The 26276-nt window shown below is 72.3% G+C and carries 21 protein-coding genes, 1 tRNA gene and 1 riboswitch; of the genes, 3 read left to right on the top strand and 19 right to left on the bottom strand.

Annotated elements, in window-relative coordinates:
- Position 1 precedes the first annotated feature (1 nt).
- The 4 genes from ABT118_RS30600 to ABT118_RS30585 all read right to left on the bottom strand — a co-directional run bounded on the left by ABT118_RS30600 (position 2) and on the right by ABT118_RS30585 (position 7156).
- Positions 2–2527, bottom strand: a complete 2526-nt coding sequence (locus ABT118_RS30600; RefSeq protein ID WP_350676347.1) for a phosphatidylglycerol lysyltransferase domain-containing protein — start codon at positions 2525–2527, stop codon at positions 2–4.
- Positions 2524–3846: an alpha/beta hydrolase-fold protein gene (locus tag ABT118_RS30595; protein ID WP_350676342.1), complete on the bottom strand. Its 1323-nt coding sequence runs from the start codon at positions 3844–3846 to the stop codon at positions 2524–2526. The genes ABT118_RS30600 and ABT118_RS30595 overlap by 4 nt, the downstream gene beginning before the upstream one ends.
- Positions 3846–4475 (bottom strand): class F sortase, encoded by a 630-nt coding sequence (locus ABT118_RS30590; protein WP_350676337.1) that lies wholly within the window; start codon positions 4473–4475, stop codon positions 3846–3848. Before ABT118_RS30590 ends, ABT118_RS30595 begins: the two co-directional genes overlap by 1 nt.
- Positions 4476–4591: 116 nt before the next feature.
- Positions 4592–7156, bottom strand: coding sequence for a phosphatidylglycerol lysyltransferase domain-containing protein (locus ABT118_RS30585; RefSeq protein ID WP_350676330.1), 2565 nt, complete (start codon positions 7154–7156; stop codon positions 4592–4594).
- Positions 7157–7425: 269 nt separating this feature from the next.
- Here ABT118_RS30585 and ABT118_RS30580 point away from each other — a divergent pair, with 269 nt between their 5' ends.
- Complete coding sequence (locus tag ABT118_RS30580) at positions 7426–8733, top strand: polysaccharide deacetylase family protein (RefSeq protein WP_350676578.1); 1308 nt, start codon at positions 7426–7428, stop codon at positions 8731–8733.
- 67 nt (positions 8734–8800) lie between these two features.
- Here the strand turns inward: ABT118_RS30580 and ABT118_RS30575 are convergent, their stop codons facing one another.
- Positions 8801–10225, bottom strand: a complete 1425-nt coding sequence (locus ABT118_RS30575) for an MFS transporter (RefSeq protein ID WP_350676323.1) — start codon at positions 10223–10225, stop codon at positions 8801–8803.
- A gap of 109 nt (positions 10226–10334) precedes the next feature.
- Complete coding sequence (locus ABT118_RS30570) at positions 10335–10649, bottom strand: DMT family transporter (RefSeq protein WP_350676317.1); 315 nt, start codon at positions 10647–10649, stop codon at positions 10335–10337.
- Between the two features lie 35 nt (positions 10650–10684).
- A riboswitch (guanidine-III (ykkC-III) riboswitch) is annotated at positions 10685–10751 on the bottom strand.
- 252 nt (positions 10752–11003) lie between these two features.
- Between ABT118_RS30570 and ABT118_RS30565 the strand changes: the two genes are divergently transcribed.
- Positions 11004–11075 (top strand) — tRNA-Cys (locus ABT118_RS30565).
- Between the two features lie 161 nt (positions 11076–11236).
- Here the strand turns inward: ABT118_RS30565 and ABT118_RS30560 are convergent.
- From ABT118_RS30560 to ABT118_RS30500, 13 genes are all read right to left on the bottom strand, one after another.
- Complete coding sequence (locus tag ABT118_RS30560) at positions 11237–12697, bottom strand: PPE domain-containing protein (protein ID WP_350676310.1); 1461 nt, start codon at positions 12695–12697, stop codon at positions 11237–11239.
- Positions 12698–12749: 52 nt separating this feature from the next.
- Positions 12750–13076: a DUF2563 family protein gene (locus ABT118_RS30555; protein WP_350676304.1), complete on the bottom strand. Its 327-nt coding sequence runs from the start codon at positions 13074–13076 to the stop codon at positions 12750–12752.
- Positions 13077–13221: 145 nt separating this feature from the next.
- On the bottom strand, positions 13222–14589 hold the full coding sequence (locus ABT118_RS30550; protein WP_350676300.1) for a S8 family serine peptidase: 1368 nt from the start codon (positions 14587–14589) through the stop codon (positions 13222–13224).
- Positions 14590–14733: 144 nt separating this feature from the next.
- Positions 14734–15324, bottom strand: coding sequence for a hypothetical protein (locus ABT118_RS30545; protein ID WP_350676295.1), 591 nt, complete (start codon positions 15322–15324; stop codon positions 14734–14736).
- A gap of 62 nt (positions 15325–15386) precedes the next feature.
- Positions 15387–15752, bottom strand: a complete 366-nt coding sequence (locus ABT118_RS30540) for a hypothetical protein (protein ID WP_350676292.1) — start codon at positions 15750–15752, stop codon at positions 15387–15389.
- Between the two features lie 5 nt (positions 15753–15757).
- Complete coding sequence (locus ABT118_RS30535) at positions 15758–17017, bottom strand: amidase domain-containing protein (protein WP_350676285.1); 1260 nt, start codon at positions 17015–17017, stop codon at positions 15758–15760.
- A 3-nt stretch (positions 17018–17020) separates the two neighbouring features.
- Positions 17021–17329 (bottom strand): hypothetical protein, encoded by a 309-nt coding sequence (locus ABT118_RS30530; protein WP_350676280.1) that lies wholly within the window; start codon positions 17327–17329, stop codon positions 17021–17023.
- Positions 17330–17470: 141 nt separating this feature from the next.
- Positions 17471–19810 (bottom strand): xanthine dehydrogenase family protein molybdopterin-binding subunit, encoded by a 2340-nt coding sequence (locus tag ABT118_RS30525; RefSeq protein WP_350676275.1) that lies wholly within the window; start codon positions 19808–19810, stop codon positions 17471–17473.
- On the bottom strand, positions 19807–20889 hold the full coding sequence (locus ABT118_RS32800) for a (2Fe-2S)-binding protein (RefSeq protein ID WP_502884731.1): 1083 nt from the start codon (positions 20887–20889) through the stop codon (positions 19807–19809). Before ABT118_RS32800 ends, ABT118_RS30525 begins: the two co-directional genes overlap by 4 nt.
- A complete protein-coding gene (locus ABT118_RS30515) occupies positions 20886–21752 on the bottom strand; it encodes an FAD binding domain-containing protein (protein ID WP_350676575.1) in 867 nt (288 codons plus the stop codon). The genes ABT118_RS32800 and ABT118_RS30515 overlap by 4 nt, the downstream gene beginning before the upstream one ends.
- A gap of 253 nt (positions 21753–22005) precedes the next feature.
- Complete coding sequence (locus ABT118_RS30510) at positions 22006–23622, bottom strand: beta-N-acetylhexosaminidase (RefSeq protein WP_350676271.1); 1617 nt, start codon at positions 23620–23622, stop codon at positions 22006–22008.
- 51 nt (positions 23623–23673) lie between these two features.
- Positions 23674–23955: a DUF3039 domain-containing protein gene (locus ABT118_RS30505; protein WP_350676267.1), complete on the bottom strand. Its 282-nt coding sequence runs from the start codon at positions 23953–23955 to the stop codon at positions 23674–23676.
- A gap of 44 nt (positions 23956–23999) precedes the next feature.
- Positions 24000–24569, bottom strand: a complete 570-nt coding sequence (locus ABT118_RS30500; protein ID WP_350676262.1) for a YqgE/AlgH family protein — start codon at positions 24567–24569, stop codon at positions 24000–24002.
- Between the two features lie 271 nt (positions 24570–24840).
- On the opposite strand from ABT118_RS30500, the gene murA reads away from it, so the two are divergent.
- Positions 24841–26181 carry a UDP-N-acetylglucosamine 1-carboxyvinyltransferase gene (gene murA / locus ABT118_RS30495; RefSeq protein ID WP_350676255.1) on the top strand — a complete coding sequence of 447 codons (1341 nt, stop codon included), beginning with the start codon at positions 24841–24843 and terminating at the stop codon, positions 26179–26181.
- The last annotated feature ends 95 nt before the right edge of the window (positions 26182–26276 follow it).

Genomic DNA, 26276 nt, shown 5'->3' with positions numbered 1-26276 from the left:
GTCACCCGGACAGCTTCCGCATCAGCCGGACCCCCTGGGCCGGGGTCAGGTGCGGCAGGTAGGCCTTGCCGATCGCCCGGCTGATGCTGCCGAGCGCGGCCGGGTCCGGGTACACCATGTACATCGGCCGGTACTCGGGCTGGAACTTGGCCTTGAAGGCGAGCAGCGAGCGGAAGCCGTAGATCGGCTCCATGCTCTTGCCGAGCCAGTCCATGGTCCGGTCCAGGGCGGTGAGTTCACCACCGCGCTCGGCCCTGGCCAGCGGGGCACCGGAAAGGCTGAGGAATTCGGCGCCCTCCTCCTTGAAGCCGAGCGCCGCGGACGCGATCAGGAACTCCATCACGCCGCGGAACCCTTCCGAGCGGCGCCGCATGAAGTCCAGCGTCCAGCCCACCGGGGCGCCGTCCCGGTAGACCGGCATCCAGCTGGTCAGCCCGTGCACCGTCCGGTCGGCGTCCACCGCGACCAGCACCCGGACGGCCGGGTCGGCCAGCTCCTCCAGACCGCCCAGGGTGAAGCCCATCTCGGGCAGGCCCTTGTCGGAGACCCACTCCTCGGAGATCGAGCGGATCTGGTCCCGGATCGCGATCGGGGCGTCCTGCCAGCGCCACCACTCGGCGGTGATGCCCTGCTTGCCGGCCTTGTTCAGCGAGGTCCTGATGTCCTGCCACTTCTTCCCGGTGAAGGCCAGGTCGGGCAGCGGCACCACCGTGTCCTCGGCGACCTGGAGCGAGCGCCAGCCGAGCTGCTCGGCCGCCTCCTGGGTGTCGGCGGTGACGCTGTAGAAACAGGGCGTCCAGCCGCGCTCGTCGCAGTACCGGGCGAACCCGGCCACCGCCCGCCGCCGGGCGGCCGGCTCGCCGAACGGGTCGCCGGTGGTCAGCGCGACGGTGGCGAGGACCCGGTACGGGACGGCCGCCTCGCCGCGCTCGTCGAACCAGTAGTGGTTGCCGTCCCAGGTGGAGATGAAGGACAGCGTCGAGCCGCCGTACCGGGTCAGCAGCTCCCTGGCCCGGGCCGCGTCCTCGGCGTCCACGTGCACCACCGGGCGGCGGAACGCCAGCAGCAGGGCGACCAGCGCGACCGCCCAGAACAGCACCCCGCACCAGATCTCCAGCGTCTGCGCGGTGCCCCCGTCCGCGATCGGGTAGTCCGGCACCAGGTCGTTGTAGGCGGGCGGCAGCAGCTCCGAGGGCAGCCCGGCCACCAGCCCGCCGAAGGTCGCGTCCGGCTCGTACTGGTCCCGGACCAGCCAGCCGATCCCGACGTACGCGCCGCAGCTCAGGAACAGCGCCGACCCGACCACCAGGGCCAGCCGGGACAGCACCCGCCGGGACAGCCGCTGGTCGAACCGCTGACGGGTGATCAGCAGCAGCACCAGCATCGCCACCGGCAGCAGCATCGCCTCGCCCATCAGCTGGACCAGGTAGCCGGAGCCGCCGCTGTCGGCGAAGTCCCGGTAGTTGTCCACCAGCACCCAGATCAGCACGCCGGTCCAGATCAGCTCGGTGCAGGCGGTGATCCACCAGGCCAGCCGCAGGCCCCGGCGCAGGCCCTCGGCCAGCACCAGCAGCAGCGCCGGCACCAGGGCCGCCATCAGCCGGCCGGGCGAGTCGAAGAACCGCTGGGTGGAGTGCGCCCGGGCGCAGGCCTTGGCCGACTCGTCGCAGGCCTCGGCCACCTCGTCGGCCGAGGGCACGTGCGAGAAGTACAGCTCGCTCATGGTGTTGAACGGCCCGGTCGCGTCCCGGTAGAGCGAGGCGACCAGCGGGCCGAGCGCGGTGGCCAGCAGGCAGAGCGCGACCAGCACCCGGGCCTCGGTGTGCGAGATCCCGCGCGGCCGGGCCGGCCTCCGGTGGTGCAGCAGCGCGCCGAGCAGCAGGCCGATCAGCACCGCCGAGACCCGCTGGACGGTCTCCAGGTGGCCGACGTACAGCATCGCCACCAGCGGCACCAGCACGGCCAGCAGCCGCAGCCGGCGGCGCCAGAGCGCGGTCAGCCGGTAGCTGAGCACCGCCGCCAGGCCGAGCAGGCCGACGCCGGGGCCGATCGCGATCTGGTCCTGGATCGCCAGCAGCCAGTCCAGCTCGGCCGCCACCCCGAGCCGCACCAGGCCGGTGCCGAGCAGCGAGCCGAGCACCTGACAGGTGATCAGCACCCCGGCGGCCAGCGGGGTGCCGAGCCGCTGCTCGGCCACCGGGCCGAGCACCAGCAGCAGCAGGCTGGTGGCCACGTACCCGCCGATGCCGGGGCACCAGAACAGCGAGCTGACCAGGGTCCACCAGTGCCCGGCCCGCAGGCTCGGCAGGCCGACCCCGACCTGGTGCAGCAGCGCGTCCGAGGGCCCGTCGCCGAGGCTGCCGGTGGCCGCGCCGACGACCCAGAGCGCGAGGAACAGCGCCACCGTGAGCGGCGCGGTGCGCAGCCGGGCGGCCAGGGTGCCGAGCAGCCGGACCCAGCGCTGCCAGCCGCGCTCGGGCCTCGGGGCGGTCGGGGCGGCCTCGGCCCCGGGGAGCGGCGCGGTCATCGGATCATTCCCGCCTGCTGGGCCAGCCAAGGGATGTTGTTGCCGAGCCCGGCCCGGAAGGTGTTCCAGTCGTGGCTGCCCGGGACGGTCTGGAAGGTGGCCTGCATCCCGGCCGCCAGCGCCGCCTGGTAGACCTCCCGCACCTGCGGCCCGAACTCGCCGTCGCTCGCGCCGACCACGAACGCGCCGGCCGTGTCGGGGAACTTCTTCCGGGCCATCACGTGCAGCGGGTCGACCGCCTCGAAGGCCGCTTCGTCACCGCCGAAGGCCTTGTCCACGGTATCCTGCCGGGTGCCCAGGGTGGGCTCCAGCTGACCGGAGATGTCCAGGAAGGTGCCGTAGACCTCGGGGGCGTTGACGGCGAGCTGGATCGAGCAGGTGCCGCCCTGGGAGAGGCCGCCGATCGCGAAGGCCTTGCGGCCGGAGGCGGTCTGCAGGTGGGTGCGGGTCCAGTCCGGCACGTCCTGGGCCAGGTAGGTCTGGGACTGGGCGATCTTCGAGTTCATGCAGAGCGAGTTGCCCCACTCGGAGCCGTTCTGGCTGACCATCAGGACGATCGGGGCCAGCCCCTGGTGCGCGGCGGCGAAGGCGTCCATCTGCTCCGGCACCTGGCCGGTGCCGACCCAGTCCGAGGGGGTGCCGGGCTGGCCGGTCAGCATCACCAGCACCGGCAGCAGCGGCCGGGGGTTCGCCTGGTAGGCGGGCGGCAGGTAGACGTACGCGTCCATGGTCTTGAAGCCGGACTTCACCCCGGGGATCGGGGTGGTCGACACCGTGCCCTTGGTCGGCAGCCCCGGCGGTGCGTGCCAGACCTCGGAGAGCGTCTTGCCGGCCGGGACCTGCACCGACGGGACCTGACCGGTGGTCAGCGCGTCGGTCTTGCCGATCCAGGGGGCCAGCAGCACCCGCAGGGTCGGGTTCTCGTCGAACTGCCGGTTGATCTCGGAGCTCGCCGTCAGCACCACCAGCGCGGCGGCGAGCGCGGCCAGCGCCCGGCCGCGCCAGCGCAGCGGCGGCATCCGCAGCAGGGCCAGGCAGATGCCGAGGATCGCCACCCCGATCCAGAACAGGGTCTTTCGCGGCAGCCCGTCGGGGAAGGGCACCCACCAGTCGTCCACCACGAACCGCACCAGCACGGTCAGGGCGGCGGCCAGCACCACCGCGCACGGCAGCCGCCGGGTCCACCAGTGCCGGCTCCTGGAGTACACCAGGCCGAGCAGTGCGGCGGCGCCGACCGCCAGCACCACGGCCGGGATCACCCCGGTGGTGAGCGACCAGTCCAGCGGGTTCCAGCCCGCCTGCTGCATCCGACCGGTCATCAGCTGACACTCCGTACCAGGTGGGCGAAGACAACGACATTGGCGTCCCAGCCGTGCGCGGCGGTGAAGCCGCCGCCGCAGGTGATCAGCCGGAGCTGGGAGTCGGCGGCCCGGCCGTACACCCGGGCGTCGGGGAAGTCCTTCTTGGCGAAGCTCTCCACCCCGTCCACGGTGAAGTACCCGGTGCCGCGGTCGGCTCCGTCCACCTCCACCTGGTCGCCCTTGCGCAGGGTGCCGAGGCCGTAGAAGACGGCGGGCCCGTCCGCGAGGTCGACGTGCCCGGCCATGATCGCGGTGCCGCGCTGGCCGGGGGTGACGCCGTCCCGGTACCAGCCGGCCAGGTTCCGGTCGTGCTCGGCCGGGGGCTCCAACCGGCCGCCGCCGTCCAGTCCGAGCGCGGACACGGGGGCGTCCACCCGGAGGGCCGGGATCCTGATCCGGGTCGGCACCGCGTGCGCCCTGGGCGGCACCAGCAGGCCGGCCGTGGCGGCGTGGTCCATCCCCTGCGTCCCGTCGGGGGCGGGCGGGCCGCTCGTGCCGCCCCCGGCCAGCAGCCAGGCCCCGAGCACCAGAGCACCGCCGGCCGCGACCGTGCCCGGCCACGGGCTCCTGGAGGCCTTCCCGGTCACCCCTGACTCCCCTCGTTCGGTCCGTCCGCGATCCCTGCCAGTCAACCGTCGCCCGGCCCGACCCGCTCGCCGGGCCCGGTTCGAACGCCTTCCGCCGTACGGGACATGACCGCAGGTCAGCCAGCTGACGACGGGTCGGTTCCGGATCCGACCGGAAGCTGCCCCGAACGAGTGATCACCGTACCTGGCAGCCGGCGGCGGGACAGCAGCCCCTCCGCCCCCGCGCCGGCCAGCACGATCGCGGGCAGCTCGGCGGACTTCTCGTACAGCAGGAAGCGCGGGCGCCAGTGCGGTCCGTACCTGGTGTTGGCGCGGTAGCGCTGCTCCAGCCGCCACCAGCGGGCCAGCGAGCGCAGCCCGACCCGGGCCAGCCGGAGCATCCGGCCGGCCCCGGCCTGCCCGCCGCGCTCGAACACGTAGCGGAACATGGAGAAGTTCAGCGAGACCCGGGCCACCCCGAACTCCCCTGCCCGCAGCACCAGTTCGGTGAGCAGGAGGTCGATCAGGCCGTCGTCCGACTCGCGGTCCCGGCGGACCAGGTCCAGGGTCAGGCCGTCGGTGCCCCAGGGGACCAGGCTGACCAGCGCGCAGACCCGGTCGTTCTCGTCCCGGCACTCGGCCAGCAGGCAGTCGCCGTCCGCCGGGTCGCCGAGCCGGCCGAGCGTCATCGCGAAGCCGCGCTCGCCCCGGCCGTGCCGCCAGGCGTCGGCCAGCCGGACCAGCTCCGCCGACTCGGCCGCCGGGACGTCCCGGTGCCGGCGCAGCAGCACCCGGTACCCGGCGGCGGTGACCCGCGCGCGCACCTGGCGCAGCTCCTCGGCGGGCACGAAGCCCGCCACCTCGACCACCGCCTCGTCGCCGAACTCCAGCGCCCGCAGCCCGGCCCGCCGGTACTCCTGCCCGGCCCGCTCCCCCGCGCCCAGCACGGTCGGGATCCAGGCGTACTGCCTGGCCTGCTGCCGCCAGGCCCCGATCGCCTGCGGCCAGTCCTCCGGGTCGCCGATCGGGTCGCCGGTGGCGAAGGTGACGCCGTTGACCACCCGGTGCAGCACCGCCGCGCGGCCCGAGGGCGCCCAGCAGACCGACTTGTCCCGGCGGAGCGCCAGGTAGCCGAGCGAGTCCCCCTCGCCGTACCGGGCCAGCAGCGCGCGCAGCCGCTCCTCATCCTCCGGCTCCAGCCGGACCAGCCCGCGCGGCGAGCGGAACAGCAGCCGGACGGCGCCCAGCAGCAGCCCCGCGCCCAGTACGTTCAGCAGCAGGTCGAACCAGCCGGGCACGGTCAGGTCGGCGTACTCCCCGATGCCGGAGAGGGTGACCAGGCGGAGCGCCACGTACGTCGCGCTCTCGCGCCAGCCCGGTGCGGTGCCCGGGTCGGCCAGCCGCAGCAGCACGGTGCCCACGCCGGTCAGCACCGCGCCGCCGCCGACCAGGAAGGTGACCGCGAGCGGCAGGTTGCCCGGCTCGCCGCGGGCCCGGAACGCCGGGCGGCCGGCCAGCAGGGCCAGCAGCACGGCCAGGGTCAGCCCGGCCGAGACCCAGTTGAAGGGGTGCGCGCGGTCCTCCGGCAGCGCCGCGAGGGCGAGCGAGAACAGCGCCGCGTACAGCGCCACCACGGTGGTGGCCACCATCCAGGCGGCCCGCTTGCGGCGGCGCAGCATCACCGCGAGCAGCGCGGCGAACAGGGCGGCGGTGAAGCCCGCGGTCATCAGCACCGGGGTGAAGAACTCGCCGCTGTTGGCGCGGTGCACCTGCTCCCGGAACGGCGCGATCAGCCCGGCCACCAGGTTGAGCGCCGCCGCGATCCGCAGGTACCACTCGGCCGCGGTGGCGCAGCGGCCGCGCCAGCGGGCCACCGGCACCGGCGGCTCCGGGACCGGCGCGGGTACGGGCCCGGCCGACGGTGGCTCAGGCAGCGGTGCAGGCACCGGCTCCGGGCGCGGGCTCGGGTCGGGGGCACCGGCCAGCACGTCGTACACCGTGGTCTTGGCCGCCACCAGCCGACGGTGGAACCGGTCCTCGCGGCGCTCCGCCCGGGCCAGCCGGCGGGGGCGGGCGTGGTAGCGCCAGCGGGCCCAGGGGCTGCGCGGGCGGGCCAACCGGAGCATCCCGACCAGCGCCAGCGGCGGCAGCATCACGCCCAGCAGGCCGGTCCAGATCTTGCCCTTGAGCAGGCTGATCAGCACCGGGACCAGCAGCAGCCCGGCCCCCAGCAGCTGACCGCCGGTGATCCCGCCGGAGAACCCGCCCAGCGGCACCTCGCCGAGCAGCAGCAGCCCGATCAGCGAGACGGTCAGGATCACCGCGTCCACCGAGGTCCGGCCCTGCTCGCTCCAGTACACGTCCTCCAGGTGCAGCACCAGCGCGAACTCGTCCAGCACCAGCCCGCAGCCGATCCCGAAGCCGATCGCCAGCACGTTCCAGAGCGTCCCGCCGTCGCCCCGGACGGCGTACGCGCCGACCCCGCAGATCACCATCAGGCCCTGGCCGAACACCACGTGATGGATGTGCAGGCCGCCGGGCGTGACGTTGCCGGGCCACCAGCTGGTGCCGCGCCGGATCATCCGGACGCTGAACCGGATGAACAGGAACGAGCCGATCAGCCCGAGCAGCAGCAGGAAGAGCGGCTGCCGACCGGTGTCGACGATCCGCTCGCGGTAGGCGTCGAGCACCGACTGCCACATGGACGGGTCTGCCTCCGTCGGTCCGGGATCCCAGCTGACGCCTGGTCAGGACCGGTTGCCAGTCGGGCACTCCGAACGGGTGAGCGTCGTCCGGACGCCCGCAGGATCACCCCCGCCACCGCCCCGCCTTACCGGGCTCGGGGCCGTCGTCGTGGCAGGCTGTGGCCCATTCAGCCAGATCCGTGCACTTATCGGACTAATCACCGACCGGCATCCGACGGCCTCGGCGCAGTCACTCTCCCGCACGGCCTCCAGGAACGGACGTGACCATGGACGCACTCTCCCGCCGAACACTGCTGGCCGCCGGAGCGGCCACCGCCGCCACGCTGGCGGCCGGCTGCGGCGGCCCGAACGGCAGCGACGGCGAGCAGGCGGCCGCCCCGCCCGCCGCCGGCAACCCGGCGGCCGCCAGCCCCAGTGTCCCGGCCAAGCCGCCCGCCGAGCTGATCGGCGACGGCTCCACCTCCGACACCGGCCCGCAGCCGCACCAGCCGAAGCCGGAGATGCTCAAGCCCGGGGAGCGGCCGCCGCAGTTCGTGGTCTTCTCCTGGGACGGCGCGGGCGAGCTGGACAACCGCCTGTTCACCCGGTTCCGGCAGCTGGCCAAGGACAACAAGGCCTCGATGACCTTCTTCCTCTCCGGCATCTACCTGCTGCCGGAGGCGAAGAAGAACCTCTACCACCCGCCGCAGCACTCGGTCGGCGCCAGCGACATCGGCTACCTGTCGGACCAGCACATCCACGACACGGTCGAGCAGATCGGCGCCGCCTGGCTGGAGGGCCACGAGATCGGCACCCACTTCAACGGCCACTTCTGCGGCGCCAACGGCGGCGGGCGGTGGTCCCCCGAGGAGTGGGACAGCGAGATCGAGCAGGCGATGTCGTTCGTCATGAACTGGAAGAGCAACACCGGCTTCTCCGACCTGCCCGCCCTGCCGTTCGACTACCGCAAGGAGCTGATCGGCGGCCGCACCCCCTGCCTGGAGGGCCAGCGCGGGCTGCTGCCGACCGCCGTCAAGCGGAACTGGAAGTACGACAGCAGCGGCCCCGGCGGCACCCAGGTCTGGCCGCAGAAGTTCCAGGGCGGCGCGCTCTGGGACATGCCGCTGCAGTCGGTGCCGTTCCCGGGGCACAGCTTCCAGGTGCTCTCGATGGACTACAACATCATGTACAACCAGTCCGGCAACAACACCAAGGGCAACGCCGGCTCGTACGACGCCTGGCGCACCCAGGCCACCGGCTCCTACCTGGCCGGCTTCGAGCGGGCGTACAACTCCAACCGGGCCCCGCTCTACATCGGCAACCACTTCGAGCAGTGGAACGGCGGCATCTACATGGACGCCGTCGAGGCGACCATCAAGACCATCGCGGGCAAGCCCGAGGTCCGGCTGGTGTCGTTCCGTCAGCTGGTGGAGTGGCTGGAGGTGCAGGACCCGGCGGTGCTGCGCAAGCTGCAGACGCTCAACCCCGGCCAGGCGCCGACCGGCGGCTGGGAGGCCTTCCTCGGCACCCCGGCCGCGGCCCCCGCCGTCCCGGCTGCTCCGGCCGCTCCGGCCGCTCCGGTCCCGGCGGGGTAGTGAACGCCTGGTGCCCCGGCCCGGACATCCCCGGACCGGGGCACCCTCACGTCCGAGGGTGCTCAGGTCACGCCCTGACCCGGCCCGAGAGCGCGGCACCGCCCAGGGCCGCCCCGGCCATCGCCGCGAAGATCACCGCGAACGGCGCCACCGGCAGCCCGCCCTCGTGCGCCGCCGCCACCGCGCCACCGCCGAGCCCGGCGAACAGCACCCCGGCCAGACCGGTCATCAGCACGTTCCCGAGCGCGTCGCTCAGCTGGAGCGAGGCCGAGTTCGCCCCCGCCTCCTCCGGCGCGGACAGCTTCATCATCAGCACGCTGATGCTGGCCACCGCCAGCCCCATCCCGATCCCGCCGACCGCCCAGGACGCGGCCGCCACCCAGACCGGCACCGCCGGGATCAGCACCAGGGCCGCTCCCGCGATCGACACCGCCGTCAGCACGAAGCCGAGCCGGATCATCGCCTCCCGGTGCCGGTCCGCCGCCGGCCGCCCCTGCAGCCAGGAGCCCAGCGCCCAGGACAGCCCGCCGCTGGTCAGGGTCAGCCCGCCCATGGTCAGCGACAGCTGTCGCTGCGTCACCATCATCAGCGGGATGAACAGTTCGGCCGTGAAGAACGCCCCCGCCGCCACCCCGCGCAGCACGATCACCGTCGGCAGCCCTCTGGCCGCCCGCAGCGCCCCGGCCGGCAGCAGCCGCAGCACGGCGGGCAGCAGCAGCGCGGCCCCCGCCACCGCCGGGACCAGCCCGAGCAGGTCCAGCCGCTGCCCCGCGTACTGCAGCAGCGCCGCGCCCAGCGCGGCCATCGCCGCCAGGCCGGTCCGGCGCCGGTCGAACTCGCCCGCCCGCTGCGGCGGTTGGGCCCGCTCGGCCCGGTGCAGCGCCGGGCCCATCACCGCGAGCGGCAGCAGGATCAGGGCCGGCACCGCGAGGAACACCCAGCGCCAGCCCAGGTGCTGGGTCACCGCGCCCGAGACCAGCGGCCCCAGGATCGAGGGCAGCACCCAGGCCGCCGAGAAGGCCGCGAACACCGCCGGACGCAGCCGCTCCGGGAAGGCCCGTCCGACCACCACGTACAGCGCCACGATCACCAGCCCGCCGCCGAGCCCCTGCACCGCCCGGCCCGCCACGAACATCCACATGTTCACGGCCGCCCCGGCCACCACCAGCCCCGCCCCGAACACCGCGATCCCGGTGAACAGCGGCCCCATCGGCCCCCGCCGGTCCGACCACTGCCCCGATATCACCAGCGCGAACAGGGTGGAGGTGAAGTACCCCGAGAAGGCGAAGGCGTACAGCCCGAGCCCGCCCAGTTCCTTCGCCGCCTGCGGCATCGCGGTGTTCACCGCCGTGGCCTCGAAGGCCAGCAGCAGGACGACCGAGACGATCCCGAGCGTGAGCGCGCGGTACGGACCGCTGAGCACACCCCCGTTCTCCTCTTCCGGGAGGGGGTGGTGGACAGCGTCGACCGAAGTGGGGGAGGCAGTGGTCATACCTGACATAGTAAGAGCCGTTGACGGCTTTTACTCCTGACCTGTGGTCGCCCCCGACTACTCCGCTGGTCGTAGGTCCTGCCCGCAGTCCCCCCGGTCGGTCCCCCGGTCAGTGCAGCACCTTGAGCCCGACCACCCCGCCGAGGATCAGCACCAGGCAGGTGATCCGGGCCGCACTCACCGCGTCACCCATCACCGCCATCCCGTACAGCGCGGTGCCGATCGCACCGATCCCGACCCAGATCGCGTACCCCGTGCCGAGCGGGATGGTCTTCATCGCGTACGCCAGGCCACCCATGCTGAGCAGCAGCGCGACCGCGAACACCACCGTCGGCACCAGCCGGGTGAACCCCTTCGTCGCCTCCAGGGCGACCGCCCACACGGTCTCCAGCACACCGGCGACGACCAGAACGACCCAGGCCATGACGAACACTCCCTCGCAGTAGGTGTCACTTCACTACTGCGCCGTCTTGTCAGACCGGGTACGACGCGCTCGTCCGGGGTGACCGCTCAGATCGATCACCTGCCTCCGAGGCTAGCACGCCCGACACACGGAATTCATATACGGATATTGACGCCGACCCCGGCATTCGGGCACTATGAATTCACGAACAGCGCGCCCGGTCGATCCGGGCCACGACGACAGGAGCAGGCCATGAGCAGGAAGACGGTGGCGATCGCAATGCCCCGCACCTGTGCCGCTCCGTGTTGTCCTTCCTGCAGCTGACGTTCTCCACCTGCCCCGACGGCCGCCTCCGGCCTGCCGTCGTGCGCTCCCGGCCGTGTGCCCGAGTGGTTTAGGGAACCGCCTGCAAAGCGGTTTACACGGGTTCGATTCCCGTCATGGCCTCTTCACCTGATTCACCGTGCGTCGAATTCACCTGCCTTCGGGCAGGGGAATTCGGCGCATTCTTTTCTGCTTTCATCGCTCCGGCGGCCGAAAAAACGGAACGGCCCGGTCGCAGGGTCTCCCCCCGCGACCGGGCCGTTCCGTCATGGCCCGACCACCCGCTACTCGATCACCGGCGGGTTGGCCTTGCCGCCGGAACGCCAGGTGTCCTCGTCCTCGACCAGGTAGTCGGGACGCTGACCGTTCTTGTCCTTCTTCTTGCCGGCACCGCCGGCACCGGGCATACCGCCCGCGCCCGGAGCACCACCACGGCCCGCGCCGCCCTGGCCGAGACCGGAGCCGCCCTGGGTGAAGGCCCGGCCGCTCGCGCCGCCCGCCTTCGCGCCACCGACCGCGCCGCCCGCCTTGCGGACCAGACTCGGCTTACCGCCACCGGCCTTGGCACCACCACCGGCAGCACCGCCGCCCGCCATACCGCCGGCCCCGGGCATACCGCCACGCCCCTGACCCGCAGCACCACCGGCAGCACCCGCACCGCCGGCACCGGCACCCGCGCCGGCACCGCGGCCGGTCGCACCGCCGCCACCGGCGAGCCCGCCACCGCCCTTGCCACCGCCGAGACCACCGGTGGCACCACGGCCACCGCCGATACCACCACCGCCCCGGCCGCCACCACCGACACCGCCACCAGGCAGCCCACCGATACCACCACCGGGGAAGCCCCCGATGCCGCCACCGACACCGCCACCACCGCCGGTCCCGAGACCACCGCCACCCGGCAGGTCCACTCCGGGCCGGGGCAGCGTCGTCGACGGCGGAGCCGGCTTCAGGCTGTCCAGGTCAAGACCCGGATGCGGCAACGTCGTCACCGGAGGCAACGGATGCCCCGGCCCACCCGGCCCACCCGGCAGCGACGGACCACCCGGCTTCTCCGGAATCCCCGGCAGCGGGTGCTGCGGCTCGGGCACAAGAAGCTTCGGCTTGTTCGAGTCCGGCCCACCGGGCTGACTCGGCGACGGCGGGACGATCCGCGGCGGCGGCTTCGGCGGCCCGACCGGCGGCGGCGGACTCACCGGAGCCGGCGGGTAGGGCTTCTCCGGGAAGTTGTAGTCACCCCGGTCCGCCTTGAGGTACGAGGCGGCTTCCGTGTACTGCGGCCCCAAGTGCTCCATCACGACGATCGCTTGCTGGTGCGCGATCTCGGTGGCGGAGAGCTCGTCGTAGTTCTTGTTGACCGCACTGGCCCGGTCCATGCCGCTGGCCAGGTCGGCCTTGAACTGAGCGTCGGAGCGGTCGCCGAGGTCGCTGACCCACTTCACGCCGCTCTCGAAGGAGCTCGGAACATCGATGTTCCCCATCGCGGCCTTGCTCTGCTCAAGGGCCTGGTGCGCATAGCTCATCGCACCCGAGGTCTGCACAGCGTGCGCGGCCGTGTTGGTCAGGCTGCTGTGCAGAACGCCGGCCCTGGTCGCGAATCCCTGGGCGGCCGCACCCTGCCAGTTCTGCGTGGCATGCTCGACCGCCTTCTGCAACTCGTCGGCCGCAGCGCGCAGTTCGACGTCCACGTTCTTCCAGTGCTCAGCGACCTCCTTCAGGCGCCCTGGGTTGGAGCCCTCCAGCATCCGCTTCAGCGGGACCAGGTTCTCACCTGCGAAGTTCGTCTTCCCTGCCATGTCAGACCGCTCCCTGCTGGCTGTTCATGACGGACTTCTGGTCGTCCTCGATGGTCCGGTAGTTGTCGTTGACCATCTTGGTCTTGTCGCCGAAGTCGTTGATCAACTCGTTCAGCTTGGCGATCGTGTCGGTCAGGAAACCCTGCATGTCGCCATGGGCTGCATACAGTGCCTCCGCCTCAACAAAGCTGCCACCGAAGTCGTTTCGGTGGACGACGGTGTTGTACTTGGTCTTGTCTGCGGTCTGACCGATGTTCTGCTGGAGCGCCCGCAGTCGCTTGACGACCGCCTCCAACTCGTCGGTGTTGACCTGATATCCGTCCGACATACGGCTCCTCCCCCTGGAGTGTCGCTGCTTCCCCGTCTGGCATTGGCTCCGGCGGGTGATGAACTCGCTCTGGCCCGTCGGCTGCTGCCGAACCAGGGCGTTCGATCGTATCGCTTACACGAGGGGTGCTGACACACCATCAACGTTACTGATTGCCACCAGGACCGTACGGGTTCTGGTACGGCGGCTGCTGTGGCGGCTGGTTGCCGTAGGGCGAATGACCCGGCGGTGGGGGCTGGCTGCCGTAGGGCTGGTTCGGGTACGGCGGCTGGGCCTGCGGGTATCCGTACGGAGGCGGCCCTGCTTGCGCTGCGGCAGCCGCCCTGCGGCGCTTTGACGCCTTCACCAGCACCACGATGAGGATCACGATCAGCAGTGCCAGCACCAGCAGGATGACCGCCCCCACGACAAGACCCTTGCCCAGGATGGAAAAGCTCTCCGGATCTGCGATCGCTGCGGGCCCCGCACCGGGGTCTGATCCGCCCGGCGTCACCGCTGCGGCGCTGGGCGAGGTGCTGCCACCTGAGGCGGCTTCGGTCTTTGCCAGCGGCCCCTGAGCGGATCCTGCCGGAATGTTCTGCGTGAGCGCCTCGTACGGGCGCACGATGCCGTAGCCATAGTGCACGTCGGGAAGCTTGGCGCCGCCGAGTGCAGCAGGCACCTTCGCCGTCTTGATCAACCGATTGGCCACCTGGCCAGCGGTCAGGTCCGGGTACTTGGCCCGAACCAGGGCAGCCGCACCAGAGACGAAGGCCGTCGCCGACGAGGTGCCGTCAGCAATGCAGTACTTACTGCCGGAGCAGGAACCGGTAGAAACGATCTCAGCGCCCGGAGCAGTGAGCATCAGTTCGGGTCCGGAGTTCGAATTAGCCCAAACCTTGCCGTCCTTGCCAACCGCTCCAACAGCCAACACACCCGGCACATTGGCGGGGCTGGAGACCTTGGAACTCGCCTCGTTACCTGCCGCTACAACCACCAGGACATCCTTGGCAACGGCGTAGGCCACTGCTTCGATGTCCTCGTCACGAGCTGCCCCTGGGGAGCCCTGCGAGATGTTGATGACCCTCGCGCCGTGGTCGGCTGCCCACCGGATGCCCTCTGCGATTGCATCGGCCCCCTTGGCATTGACCTTGTAGATCGGGATGATCTTGGCCCCTGGTGCCACGCCGATCACGCCGGAGTCGCCGTCGTGCCCCTTCCCAGCGATAACGCCGGCCATCGAAGTGCCGTGGCCTACCTTGGGAGCCTTCTCCAACCCCTGACCGCTCGGGTCGTACCCAGGCAGCACCTGCCCGACCAGGTCGGGGTGAGTCCCGTCAACGCCTTGGTCGATGACGGCCACCTTCACACCGTCACCCTTGGTGACCGCCCAGGCCTTGGCCAGGTCGAACTGCTGGATCGGCCACTGCCCGTCCCGCACCTGGTCAGCGGAGGCGAGCGGCGCCGAGGTCAGCAGCAGTCCGGCGGCCAGTGCGGTGGCGCCGAGTGCGCGCATGGTCCTGGTGAGCGTCATCCCTACCCCGTTAGTTGGAGACTCCGGTCCGGGCCTTGGCAGACACGGACTGCTCGATCGTATCGCCCGACTAGCTGACATGGGCAGGACCCCACGCGTCTGCACGCCTTTCGCACAGCCGAATTGACTGCCCCGCTCCTTCGGTCAGGCTGCGTTTGGAATCTTGTCGAAGATCATCTGAGTGATCTTCCGGGCGACACCGCAGACATCGGGCTTCGTCGCCTTGTCGTAGTTGGTGATATCCACTTCCAATGCGTTGTCACCAAACTCGTTGATGCTGTTGAGCTGCACCACGATGTCGCAGGAGTCGAGGTCCTTGCCGCTGGCCTTGGTGAACTTCTGCGAGGCCCGGTTCCCGCCGAAGCGGAGGTTGGTGCTGCCACCCTCCTGGCTCTGGACTCCCTGTTCATAGCGGGTCGCCATCACCGCGATCGCCAGCATCGACTTCTTCGTCGAGACCACGCAGTAGTTGCCGGGGTCCTTCTGGCCCTCCATCACGTCGTTGGTGGCCTGGTTGATGTCCTCGGCGGTGAACACCGAGCACATCTGCACCGTCTGCGTCCGCTTCTGCACCGCCACCGGCGCCGCGTTCGGGTTGCTGTCCGGAGTCTCGGACTCCACCGGCATGTCCACCGCGGTGGGGTGACCGGTCGCCTGGCTGATCATCGAGCAGGACGTGAGCGTGAGCGGAAGCACCGCCAGCGCCACCGCGCCGGTGAACCGTCGGATACGCATGAGACCTCGAATCAGGGTCGGAGTCGGAGTCAGAACCAGGAGAGAAGAATCGGGAGCACGGCTCAACGCAGCGCCGCCGCACCGGAGCAGAGCCGCCGCCCACTGTGCTGTTCGAGCGTGTCGGAGACCGCCACGGCGCCGGCCCCCACCAGCACCACCCCCGCCACGACCGCGATCACGGCCAGCACGCCCAGCCGGGCGCGGCCCAGCAGCCGCAGCACCAGCGGCACCACCACCGCCACCACACCGAAGCCGAGCGCGGCCCAAGCCCCCACCCGCATGCCGCTGTTGGCCGGCAGGTCGAGGCAGCCGGCCAGCACCGCACGGTGCCGGTCGTCGTAGGCGGCGCTGTACCACCACACGGCGGCCGCACCCAGCAGAGCGGCCACCAGGCCGACCAACCCGGCCGGGCCAGAACGACGATGCATGGTCATCAGTACCAACTCGGGGAGACGCGGACGATGCGGACGCGCTGCTCGCCCTCGCCCTTCTCGGTCGCGGGGAGGCGCCCGTCCAGGCTGACGTTCTGGCGGGAGGTGGTGTGCTGGGTGTACTTGATGTCGCCGTCGGGGGTGACGGCGGTGACCACGGCGGCGTGGTGGGTGTTGCCCTTCTCGATGTGCTCGTTGTCGCCGGACTGCTCGTAGAAGACCAGGTCGCCGGGCATCGCCTGCGAGGCGGGGACCTCGTAACCGCCGTTCTGCAGCATGAAGTTCTGCAGGTTCTCGGCGGCGCCCCAGCTCTTGGACCAGTCCGTCCGCTCGTCGAGCCAGCCGGAGTCGGCGTCGTCGTCGCGGCCCCAGCTGTCGTCGGACCAGCCGGGGCCCCAGCCGCTGTCGGGCTTCTCCTTCACGCCGCCCTGCTTCAGCGACTCGGAGGCGAAGTTGGTGCAGTTGTTGTCGAGCTTGTCGATCGAGGTGTCGTCCCAGTGGTCCAGCGCCCACTGGACCTGCTTGACCCGGTCGTACTTGCCGTCCCGGCCGCGCAGGTCGAGCTTGACGTCCTCCGGGATGCCGTTCAGGTCGGCCAGCTTCACCGGCTCGGCGCGCATGAGTTCGCGCTGCTCCTGCACGGTCAGGCCGGCCCACCAGTCGCGGACCACCTGCGGGTCGCTGCCGTCCGGGATGCTGACGGAGAGGATGTTCATCTGGGTGTGCGAGGCGGCGGTCTGCGCGTCGTCCAGCGCCTTCGTCGGGTCGGACTCGTACGTCTTGCCCATCAGGGTGCGCAGTTCGGGCTCGGCGAGGGCGTCGGCCTCACGGGCCTGGCGCAGCGCCTCCTTGATGAGGTCGGAGACGTCGTTGAGGTTGGTGAGCTTCTCGCTGGTGACGCCGTCGCCCTGGGTGGAGGTGTTGCCGTTCTCATCCACCGTGATGCGGTAGGAGTCGGCCAGGGCGAGCGCGTGCTGGAGCGTGCGCTGGGCGTACTCCATCGACGAGGCGAGCCCGTCCAGCACCATGGTGATGCCGCGCATGACGTCGGCGCCGGCCTCCAGCCGGTCGGCGATGTCCTTGAGGTCGGCGGCGGCCTGCTGTCCGACCGCGTCGGTCCAGTCGTCCTGCAGCGGGCGGCTGCCGTTGGCCCGGACGTCCTCGGCGGCCTGCAGCGCGTGCTTGGAGAGCGAGAGCCAGTCCTCGGCGGCGGTCTGCCACTGGGCCGGGTGGGCGTTCTTCAGATCGGCGAAGGTGATCACGGCTCACACCCGCCCGAGGTCGGTCATCGCGGCCCGCATCCGGGCGTCCGCCTCGGCGTCGGCCGCGTCGTACTCGTTGGCCGAGCTGTGCAGTTGCTCGGAGAGCCGCTGCATCCGGTCGGCCAGCACCACCAGGTGGCGCTCCCAGTCCCCGGCGCACTCGCGCAGGGTCGCCGCCGACGACCAGGCCGGGTCCAGCGCCCCCGCGGTCTCGCTGGAGTCCAGCGCTCCGGCGAGCCGACCCTTGGTCTGCCCGCTCAGCTCCCCCATGCTGTCGCCCGCCCTGCGCACCCCGCCGGTGGAGATGTTCACGTCCTGCATCCGGACCCCCGCCCGTTCCCCGTTCAGTACAGCTTTACCGGAGAACACCCTAACGGCGCCCTCCGACCAGCCGTCGAACGGGTCATCGAACGGACCGTCAGACGGCGCCTACCGAAAGGCCCGCCCCCGCCGTCAGCCGACCGTGGCGTCCTCGGGCAGGATCGGCAGCCGCCCGACCGGCAGCCCGGTCGCGGCCCGGACGGCGGCGGCCACCGCGGCCGGAGCGGTCACGGCCGGGACGGCGCTGACCGCCTTGGCGCCGAAGGTGGCGACCACGTCGCGGTCCTCGATCAGGGCGGCGATCCGGACCTCGGGGGTGTCCAGGGCGGTGGGCAGCCGGTAGCCGGTCAGCGAGGGGTTGACCAAGCGGCCGCCCTCGGTGCGGAGGTCCTCCAGCAGGGCCAGCCCGACGCCCTGGGCGACGGCGGCCTCGATCCGGTCCTCGATCTGACGGGGGTTCAGGGCCCGGCCGACGTCCTGGGCCACCGTCATCTCGACCACCCGGACGGCGCCGAGCTCGATGTCGACGTCGACCACGGCGCGCATCGCGCAGAACGCGATCGAGACGAAGGCGTCGCCCTGCCCGTGCTCGTCCAGCGGCTCGGTCGGGTGCGGACGGCACTGGGCGGTGGCCCAGAGCTCCTTGCCCTCCAGCGCCTCGGTGACCGGCATGCCGAGCACGCCGTCGTACGAGGTGATCTTGCCGTCGGCGATCGAGAGCAGCTCGACGGACATGCCGAAGTTGGCCGCGATCGGCTGCAGCAGCTGGTGCCGGACCATCAGCGCGGCCCGCTCCACCGCCCCGCCGGAGACCCAGGTGTGCCGGCCCCGCGCGGACGGACCGGCCGCGGACTGGTCGCTGTCGGCCGGGGCGATGTAGACCTCGGAGACGCCCAGTACGGACTGCACGATCTGCCGCGCCAGGGTGGCGAATCCCTGCCCGGAGTCGACCGCCGCGCAGATCACGGTGGCGTGGTCGCCGCTCACCCGGACGGTGGCGGTGGAGACCTCGTCCTCGCCCTCCGCGCCGAGCATGTGCACCATGCCGACCGCGTAGCCGATCCCGCGCCGGACGGCGGCCGGGTCACCGGCACCGCCCGGACCGCCGGGCAGCAGCCACTCGCTGTCCGGGTCGTCCAGCGGGAGCGGCGGCAGCGGCGCGGTGGCCACCGCGTCGAGCAGGGCGGCGACCGGGGCAGGGCAGGTGACGGCCTGTCCGGTCGGCATCGGGTCACCGGTGGCGAGCGCGTTGCGGCGCCGGATCTCCAGCGGGTCGAGGCCCAACCGGGCGGCCAGCTGGTCGAGTTGGGACTCGTAGGCGAAGCAGGTCTGGAGTGCGCCCTCGCCCCGCATCCGCCCGGCGGGCGGGTTGTTGGTGCGCACCGCCCAGGCGTCGACGAAGACGTTCGGGCAGACATAGGGGCCGACCGAGAAGGCGGTGGCGGCGGCCAGCGCCTCGGCGGAGACCTCGGCGTAGGCGCCGCCGTCCAGCAGGATCTGCGCCTCGACCTTGACCAACTTGCCTTCGGCGTCGGCGTGGTGGCGGTAGCGGAGCAGCGCGGGGTGCCGGGTGGTGTGGGTCTGGAAGGACTCCTCGCGGGTGAGGGTCATCTTCACCGGACGGCCGGTGCGCAGCGCCAGCAGCGCCAGCGTGACCTGGAACGACAGGTCCTCGCGGTCGGCGGTGGCCCCGGGCACGCCGGTGACCACCAGGCGGACCCGGTCCGGCTCCAGGCCGAGGCAGGCGGCGGTGCGGTCGCGGTCGCCGTGCGGGTCGGTGGAGGACAGGTGCAGCTCGACCCCGCCGTCGGGGCGCGGGACGGCCAGGCCGGCCTCGGCGCCGATCGGCGCCGGGTCCTGGCGGCCGACCTGGTAGAGGCCCTCGACCACGATCTCGCCGACCGCGTCCGGGTCACCGGTGCGCAGCGGCAGGTGCCGGAACAGGTTGCCGTCGGGGTGCAGCGGCGGGACGGTGAAGGACTGCTCGGGGTCGGTGACCGGCTCCAGCGGCTCGTACTCGACCACGATCGAGGCGGCGGCCAGCCGGGCGGTGTCCGGATGGTCGGCGGCGACGGCGGCCACCGGCTCGCCGTGGTGGCGGACCACGGTCGAGGCCAGCACCGGGCGGTCGGCCGTGCCCCGGCTGTCGGTGCCCCGGCCCTCCCCATCGCCCTCGGCGGCGCCCTCGGGTGCGGGCGGCAGGTCGGCGGCGGTGATCACGGCGTGCACGCCGGGCACGGCCAGCGCGGCGCTGGTGTCGATCGAGACGATCCGGGCGTGCGGGTACGGCGAGCGCAGCACCGCGCCCCAGAGCAGCCCCTCGGCCCACAGGTCGGCGGCGTACGGGTAGATGCCGAGCGCCTTGGGCAGCGCGTCGCTGCGCGGGGCGGAGCTGCCGAGGCCGAACGGCTCGGCGGTGTCCGGCAGTTCCTCCGCCGGAGCGGGGACGGCGAGGTCGGTGGGCGAGCTCATGCGCGATCGTCCTCGGGGAGCCGGATGCCGTGGGGCGGGGTGTTGCCGTCGTAGACCGTGCCGTCGAAGGACCTGCCGTCGAAGCCCTGTCCGTCGTAGACCGTGCCGTCGTAGCCCTGGCCGTCGAACGGCGGGCCCTGGAAGGCGGCACCGTCGAAGGAGGTGCCGTGCGCGGGGGTCGGGATGTACGGGGTGCCGTGCGCGGGGGTGCCGGCCTGGCTGTCCTGGGCCGTGCCGTGGGCCGGGGTGGCCTCGTGCCGGCCGGGGTCGTACGGGGCCTCGAAGCCGGGGTCGTAGGGGGCTTCGTACGGGGCCTGGTCGTAGTACGGGGCGGCGGGGTAGCCCGGTTCGTAGACGCCGGTCTGATGGGTGGTGGCGCCGTACTCGACGCCCGCCGGCTGCGGATCGGCCTCGACCCAGACCTCGGAGTCGGCGTAGATCGGGTGCTCACCGGCCAGCGGCAGGTCGGCGGCGGACTGCGCGGGCAGCACCGGGACGGGCTGCGCGGCCGACCGGTCGGCCGCAGCGGCCGGGGCCGGGGCCGGGGCCGGTTCGGCGTCGGGCTCCTCCTCGACCACGCCGCGCGCCTCGGCGACCGCCTGCACGGCGGCGAGCACGCCCTGGTAGCCGGTGCAGCGGCAGAGGTTGCCGCAGAGCGCCTGCCTGGCCTCCACCTCGCTGGGCCGGTGGTTGCGCTGGAGCAGGTCGTGGACGGCCATCGCCATCCCGGGGGTGCAGTAACCGCACTGCACGGCACCGGAGTCGGCGAGCGCCTGCTGCACGTCACTGGCGGCACCGCCGGCCGAGAGGCCCTCGACGGTGGCGATCTCACTGTCCGAGGCGAGCGCCGCGGGCACCAGGCAGCCGGCCACCAGCTGGCCGTCCACCTGCACCGAGCAGGCCCCGCACTCGCCCTGTTCGCAGCCGTCCTTGGCCCCGGCCAGGCCGAGCCGCTCGCGCAGCACGTAGAGCAGGCTCTCGCCGATCCACGCGTCGCTGACGGGCCGTTCGAAGCCGTTGACCCGCAGCGTGTACGAGGCGGTGGGGCGCACGTCCGCGCCCACGAGGTCGTCCGTCACTTCAGCGCCCTTCCCAGTGCCCGTCGGGCCAGCACGGATACCGTACGCCGCAGCCTCAGCGCGGCGGCGTGCGCCCCCTCGGGGCCGCCCTCCGCCATGCCGTCGGGGACGCAGGCGGCGGCGACGTACTCGCCGAACGCGGCGGCCGCGGCCGGGTCGATGGTGCTGGCGGCCTGGTCGCCGCGGGCGTCCCAGTCGATGCAGCCGGCCACCCAGGACTCGGCCTCCAGCGGGCGCAGCGGCACCGGCGCGACGGCGCCGACCGCGCACCGGACGGCGCGGCGGGCCGGGTCGAGCACCAGGGCGACCGAGGCGGTGGCGCGGGACGGGCCGCTGCGGCCGGTGGCCTTCAGGAAGACCTGGGGGGCGTGCAGCAGCGGGACGCGGACCCAGGTGAGCAGCTCGCCCGGGCGGACCGGGTCCAGGCCGGTGAGCAGGTGGCTGACCGGTACCTCGCGGGTGGAGCCGGCCCGGGCCAGCGTGACGGTCGCCTCCAGCGCGGCCAGCACCGGCAGGGTGTCCCCGGCCGGGGCGGCGGTGGCGATGTTGCCGCCGAGCGTGCCGACGTTGCGGATCTGCGGCGGTCCCGCCGTCCGGGCGGCGTCGGCCAGCGCGGGGATCAGCGCGGCGAAGTCCGGGCGGTCCATCCGGGCGTGGGTCAGCCCGGCGCCCAGGACGGCGGTGCCGCCGTCCTCGTAGCGCCAGCCGCGCAGTTCGGTGATCCGGCCGAGGCCGATCAGCGCGGCGGGCCGCAGCCGTCCCGCGTTGACCGCTTCCATCAGGTCGGTGGCACCGGCCACCGGCACCGCGCCGGGAGTGGCGGCGAGCGCCTCGACGGCCTCGTCGAGCGAGGCCGGCAGCATGATCGTCCGGTTCACCAGGAATCCACCGTGCTCCACTTGCTCATCAACTGCCCGCCGTCTCCCGGCGGTGCGGCCTGGCCCGTAGGGTACGGGCGATCGGGGCGGGTTGGGCAACTCTGGCACACAAAGCTTGGTGATCATTTCCCGGGGCACGGACAGGCGGGGAGAATCCCGGACGAATCCAGGCGCGAAACGATCCGATCCGGGCGGGCCCGGATCGGATCTTCACTTCGTGTTGACGTACGGGCCGGACTCAGGAGTTCCCGGGGCCCGCCGCCGGGCGGCCCAGCACGCCGGGGCGGCGCTGCCAGGGGTGCGGTCCGGCGGCGGGGCGGTACTCCACCCCGAGCGCGTCCAGGCGGGCGTAGTGGGTGGCCATCCGGCGCTCGAAGCCGGTCCAGTCGCGGGCGGCCGGGTCGCGCGGCAGGTCCGACCAGGCCACCTCGGCGAACGCGGCCAGCCGGGGGAAGATCCGGAAGTCGATGTCACGGGCGTCGTTCGCGAACTCGGACCACAGGTTGGCCTGGGTGCCGATCACCCGGGCGGCCGCCGCCCCGTCGTCGTCCAGCCCGGTCAGCTCGGGCGGGACCGGCTCGAACCGGTAGACGTCCTCCAGGGTGCGGACGAAGCCGACCGGGATCGGCTCGTCCTCCCCGGGCCCCTGCCGGTGGTCCAGGTACACGTGCTGCTCGGGGCACATCACCACGTCGTGGCCCGCCTTCGCGGCCGCCACCCCGCCCTCGTACCCGCGCCAGGAGGAGACCGCCGCGCCGGGCGCGAGCCCGCCCTCCAGGATCTCGTCCCAGCCGATCGCCCGGCGGCCGCGCTCGGCCAGCCAGCTGTCGAAGTGCCGGATGAACCAGCTCTGCAGCTCGTCCTCGTCCGCGAGACCGAGCTCCTTGATCCGGGCCTGCGCGGCCGGGCTGAGCCGCCACTGCTCCTTGGGGCACTCGTCCCCGCCGATGTGGACGAACTCGGACGGGAAGATCTCCAGTACCTCCTCCAGCACCCCCTCGAAGAACCGCAGGGTCTGGTCGGAGGCGTTCAGCACGTTGTCGCTGACGCCCCAGTCGGTCCAGACCGAGAGCCCGGCGGTGTCCACCACGTCGGTGTTGCCGAGTTCGGGGTAGGCCGTGACGGCGGCCTGGGCGTGGCCCGGCAGGTCGATCTCGGGGACCACGGTGATGTGCCGGGCGTCCGCGTACGCGACGATCTCGCGCAGGTCGTCCTGGGTGTAGAAGCCGCCGTGCGGCTCCTCGTTGTGCCGCTTGGCGTCCCGGAAGCCGACCATCGAGCGGTCCCGCCAGGAGCCCACCTCGGTGAGCCTCGGGTAGCGCTTGATCTCGATCCGCCAGCCCTGGTCGTCCGTCAGGTGCAGGTGCAGCACGTTGAGCTTGTGCGCGGCCATCAGGTCCAGGTAGCGCAGCACGTCCGCCTTGGGCAGGAAGTGCCGGGAGACGTCCAGCAGCATGCCGCGCCAGCCGAACCGGGGGGCGTCCTCGATCTCGGTGTACGGCAGCGCCCAGCCGGTGCGGCGCAGCGGGGCGCGGCGGAAGGCGTCGGGGCCGAGCAGCTGACGGAGGGTCTGGGCGCCGAGGAAGGCGCCGGCCGGGGCGCCCGCGGTCAGCCGGACGCCGTCCGGGCCGACCGAGAGCCGGTACGCCTCCGGGCCGAGCGAGCCGTCCAGCGACAGCTCGACGCCGCCGGGGCCGGGGCGGAGCGGGAGGCCGGTGGCGGCGCCGAGGGTGGCGCGGAGCCAGGACTCGACGCCCTCCAGGCCGGGTTCTGCGTTCAGCGTCGTGCCGGCGTCCAGCACGAACTCGCCGGTCTGAGGACGGGTGGCACTCAGCGGGGCCGGGATGAGATCCATGGCCTCATCCTGCCCCGCCCGACCCCGATTGGCATAGACCAATAGGCAGGATTACTGCTTGTTGTTGTCGTCCCCGCCCTGCGGCTTGCCGATGCCGTCGAAGATCTCCTTGCACATCGGGCAGACCGGGTACTTCTTCGGGTCGCGCCCGGGGACCCAGACCTTGCCGCAGAGCGCGACCACCGGGGAGCCGGAGAGCGCGCTCTCCATGATCTTGTCCTTCTGGACATAGTGCGCGAAGCGCTCGTGGTCGCCGTCGCCGTTGGACACCTGGGGGACGGGCTCGACCAGGGTGCCGGTACCGAGGCCGCGCTCGGGCTCAAGAGTGCTCATGGGGGCCAAGTCTATGGGGCCCGGGCCCCGGGCGGGAGCAGGCGTCAGTTGAGGGTCGGGTCGTCCGGGTAGGTGGCCAGCACCGCGAGCGGGCCGCGCTGGCGCCGCAGCACCGCGCGCCAGAGCCGTTCGGGCTCCGGACAGAAGATGTCGCCCGGTTCGCAGTCCACCAGGTACCAGGCGCCCTCGGCCAGCTCGGCCTCCAGCTGTCCCGGCGACCAGCCCGCGTACCCGGCGAAGACCCGCAGCCCGCCCAGCTCGCCGGCCAGCACCTCGGGCGGGGCCTCCAGGTCGACCAGCCCGATCGCGCCGTGCAGCCGCCGCCAGCCGAGCGGCTCGGCCTGGCCCGGCTCGCCCGGGACCACGGCCACCGCGAGCGCGGAGTCCAGCCCGACCGGGCCGCCCTGGAAGACCACCGCGAGCGGCCCGGCCAGCTCCGACCAGCCGTCCAGCACCGCCGCCACCTCGATCGGGGTCGGGTGGTTGAGCACCACGCCGAGGGCGCCCTGCGCGTCGTGGTCCAGCAGCAGCACCACGGAGCGGGCGAAGTTCGGGTCGGTGAGCACCGGTGTGGCGACCAGGAGTCGGCCGGTGTGCGAGGAGGCCGGGGTCATGCCTCACATGATCCCGCAGTACCGGCCCGGCCGGGGCCTCCAACACGAAAGCCGTCCGGGGCCTTCCGCCACCCGAACGGCCGTACCGGACCGCCGTGTCGGCGCCGGGGAGAGCATGATCACCATTAGGGCGCAAGGGAACCAATCGTCCTCCCCTTACCATCTATAGGTGGTGGAAGGGTCTTCTACTCCGGTGGAAGATCCTTCCACTTGCGTCTGCCCTGCTCCGCAGCCGACTCACCCCCCTTTGGCATCCCGGATTGCGAGAACGATGACCGACGACGTCCTGCTGGTCCACGGCGGAAACCCGCTCGAAGGCGAGATCCGGGTCCGTGGTGCGAAGAACCTGGTCCCCAAGGCCATGGTCGCCGCCCTGCTCGGCACGGGCCCCAGCAGACTGCGCAACGTCCCGGACATCCGCGACGTCAAGGTGGTCCGCGGCCTGCTGCAGCTGCACGGCGTGACGGTGCGCACCGGCGACGAGGAGGGCGAGCTCATCCTCGACCCCTCGCACGTCGAGAGCGCCAACGTCGCCGACATCGACGCGCACGCGGGCTCCTCCCGGATCCCGATCCTGTTCTGCGGCCCGCTGCTGCACCGCCTCGGCCACGCCTTCATCCCGGGCCTGGGCGGCTGCGACATCGGCGGCCGGCCGGTCGACTTCCACTTCGAGGTGCTGCGCCAGTTCGGCGCCACCATCGAGAAGCACCCGCAGGGCACCTACCTGGTGGCGGCCCAGCGGCTGCAGGGCACCAAGATCGAGCTGCCCTACCCCTCGGTCGGCGCGACCGAGCAGGTGCTGCTCACCGCGGTGCTCGCCGAGGGCGTCACCGAGCTGCGCAACGCGGCCGTCGAGCCGGAGATCGTCGACCTGATCTGCGTGCTGCAGAAGATGGGCGCGATCATCTCGCTCGGCACCGACCGGACCATCCTGATCACCGGCGTGGACGAGCTCTCCGGCTACAACCACCGCGCGCTGCCGGACCGCCTGGAGGCGGCTTCCTGGGCCTGCGCGGCGCTGGCCACCAAGGGCGACATCTACGTCCGCGGCGCCGACCAGATCCCGATGATGACCTTCCTGAACACCTTCCGGAAGGTCGGCGGCGCCTTCGAGATCGAAGACGAGGGCATCCGGTTCTGGCACCCGGGCGGCGAGCTCAAGGCGATCGCGCTGGAGACCGACGTGCACCCCGGCTTCCAGACCGACTGGCAGCAGCCGCTGGTGGTCGCGCTGACCCAGGCCGACGGCCTGTCGATCGTGCACGAGACGGTGTACGAGTCCCGGCTCGGCTTCACCGGCGCGCTGAACCAGATGGGCGCGCACATCCAGCTGTACAGCGAGTGCCTGGGCGGCACCCCCTGCCGCTTCGGCGCCCGCAACTTCCAGCACTCCGCGGTGGTCTCGGGCCCGTCCAAGCTGATCGGCGGCGAGCTGGTCATCCCCGACCTGCGCGGCGGCTTCTCGTACCTGATCGCGGCGCTGGCGGCCGAGGGCACCTCGACCGTGCACGGCATCGACCTGATCAACCGCGGCTACGAGAACTTCATGGCCAAGCTGCGCGACCTGGGCGCCCAGGTCGAGCTGCCCAGCGAGGAGCTCGTCCCCGCCTGATCCCGCAGGCACGAAACGACCGTGGCCGGTCTCCCCGAGGGGAGACCGGCCACGGGCGTTTTGGCGGCCCGGGGCGACATTGCCTTTGGGGCGTG

This window comes from Kitasatospora sp. NPDC002040 (assembly GCF_040296785.1).
Classification (GTDB): Bacteria; Actinomycetota; Actinomycetes; order Streptomycetales; family Streptomycetaceae; genus Kitasatospora.
The sequence above is the reverse complement of the archived record's forward strand: the minus strand, read 5'-3'. Positions and strand labels throughout refer to the sequence as shown.

Coding starts and splice junctions, on each gene's coding strand:
- ABT118_RS30600 (WP_350676347.1), bottom strand. CDS start 2,527: ATGACCGCGCCGCTCCCCGGGGCCGAGGCCGCCCCGACCGCCCCGAGG.
- ABT118_RS30595 (WP_350676342.1), bottom strand. CDS start 3,846: ATGACCGGTCGGATGCAGCAGGCGGGCTGGAACCCGCTGGACTGGTCG.
- ABT118_RS30585 (WP_350676330.1), bottom strand. CDS start 7,156: ATGTGGCAGTCGGTGCTCGACGCCTACCGCGAGCGGATCGTCGACACC.
- ABT118_RS30580 (WP_350676578.1), top strand. CDS start 7,426: ATGGACGCACTCTCCCGCCGAACACTGCTGGCCGCCGGAGCGGCCACC.
- ABT118_RS30575 (WP_350676323.1), bottom strand. CDS start 10,225: ATGACCACTGCCTCCCCCACTTCGGTCGACGCTGTCCACCACCCCCTC.
- ABT118_RS30570 (WP_350676317.1), bottom strand. CDS start 10,649: ATGGCCTGGGTCGTTCTGGTCGTCGCCGGTGTGCTGGAGACCGTGTGG.
- ABT118_RS30560 (WP_350676310.1), bottom strand. CDS start 12,697: ATGCTGGAGGGCTCCAACCCAGGGCGCCTGAAGGAGGTCGCTGAGCAC.
- ABT118_RS30555 (WP_350676304.1), bottom strand. CDS start 13,076: ATGTCGGACGGATATCAGGTCAACACCGACGAGTTGGAGGCGGTCGTC.
- ABT118_RS30550 (WP_350676300.1), bottom strand. CDS start 14,589: ATGACGCTCACCAGGACCATGCGCGCACTCGGCGCCACCGCACTGGCC.
- ABT118_RS30545 (WP_350676295.1), bottom strand. CDS start 15,324: ATGCGTATCCGACGGTTCACCGGCGCGGTGGCGCTGGCGGTGCTTCCG.
- ABT118_RS30540 (WP_350676292.1), bottom strand. CDS start 15,752: ATGCATCGTCGTTCTGGCCCGGCCGGGTTGGTCGGCCTGGTGGCCGCT.
- ABT118_RS30525 (WP_350676275.1), bottom strand. CDS start 19,810: ATGAGCTCGCCCACCGACCTCGCCGTCCCCGCTCCGGCGGAGGAACTG.
- ABT118_RS30515 (WP_350676575.1), bottom strand. CDS start 21,752: ATGCTGCCGGCCTCGCTCGACGAGGCCGTCGAGGCGCTCGCCGCCACT.
- ABT118_RS30510 (WP_350676271.1), bottom strand. CDS start 23,622: ATGGATCTCATCCCGGCCCCGCTGAGTGCCACCCGTCCTCAGACCGGC.
- ABT118_RS30505 (WP_350676267.1), bottom strand. CDS start 23,955: ATGAGCACTCTTGAGCCCGAGCGCGGCCTCGGTACCGGCACCCTGGTC.
- ABT118_RS30500 (WP_350676262.1), bottom strand. CDS start 24,569: ATGACCCCGGCCTCCTCGCACACCGGCCGACTCCTGGTCGCCACACCG.
- murA (WP_350676255.1), top strand. CDS start 24,841: ATGACCGACGACGTCCTGCTGGTCCACGGCGGAAACCCGCTCGAAGGC.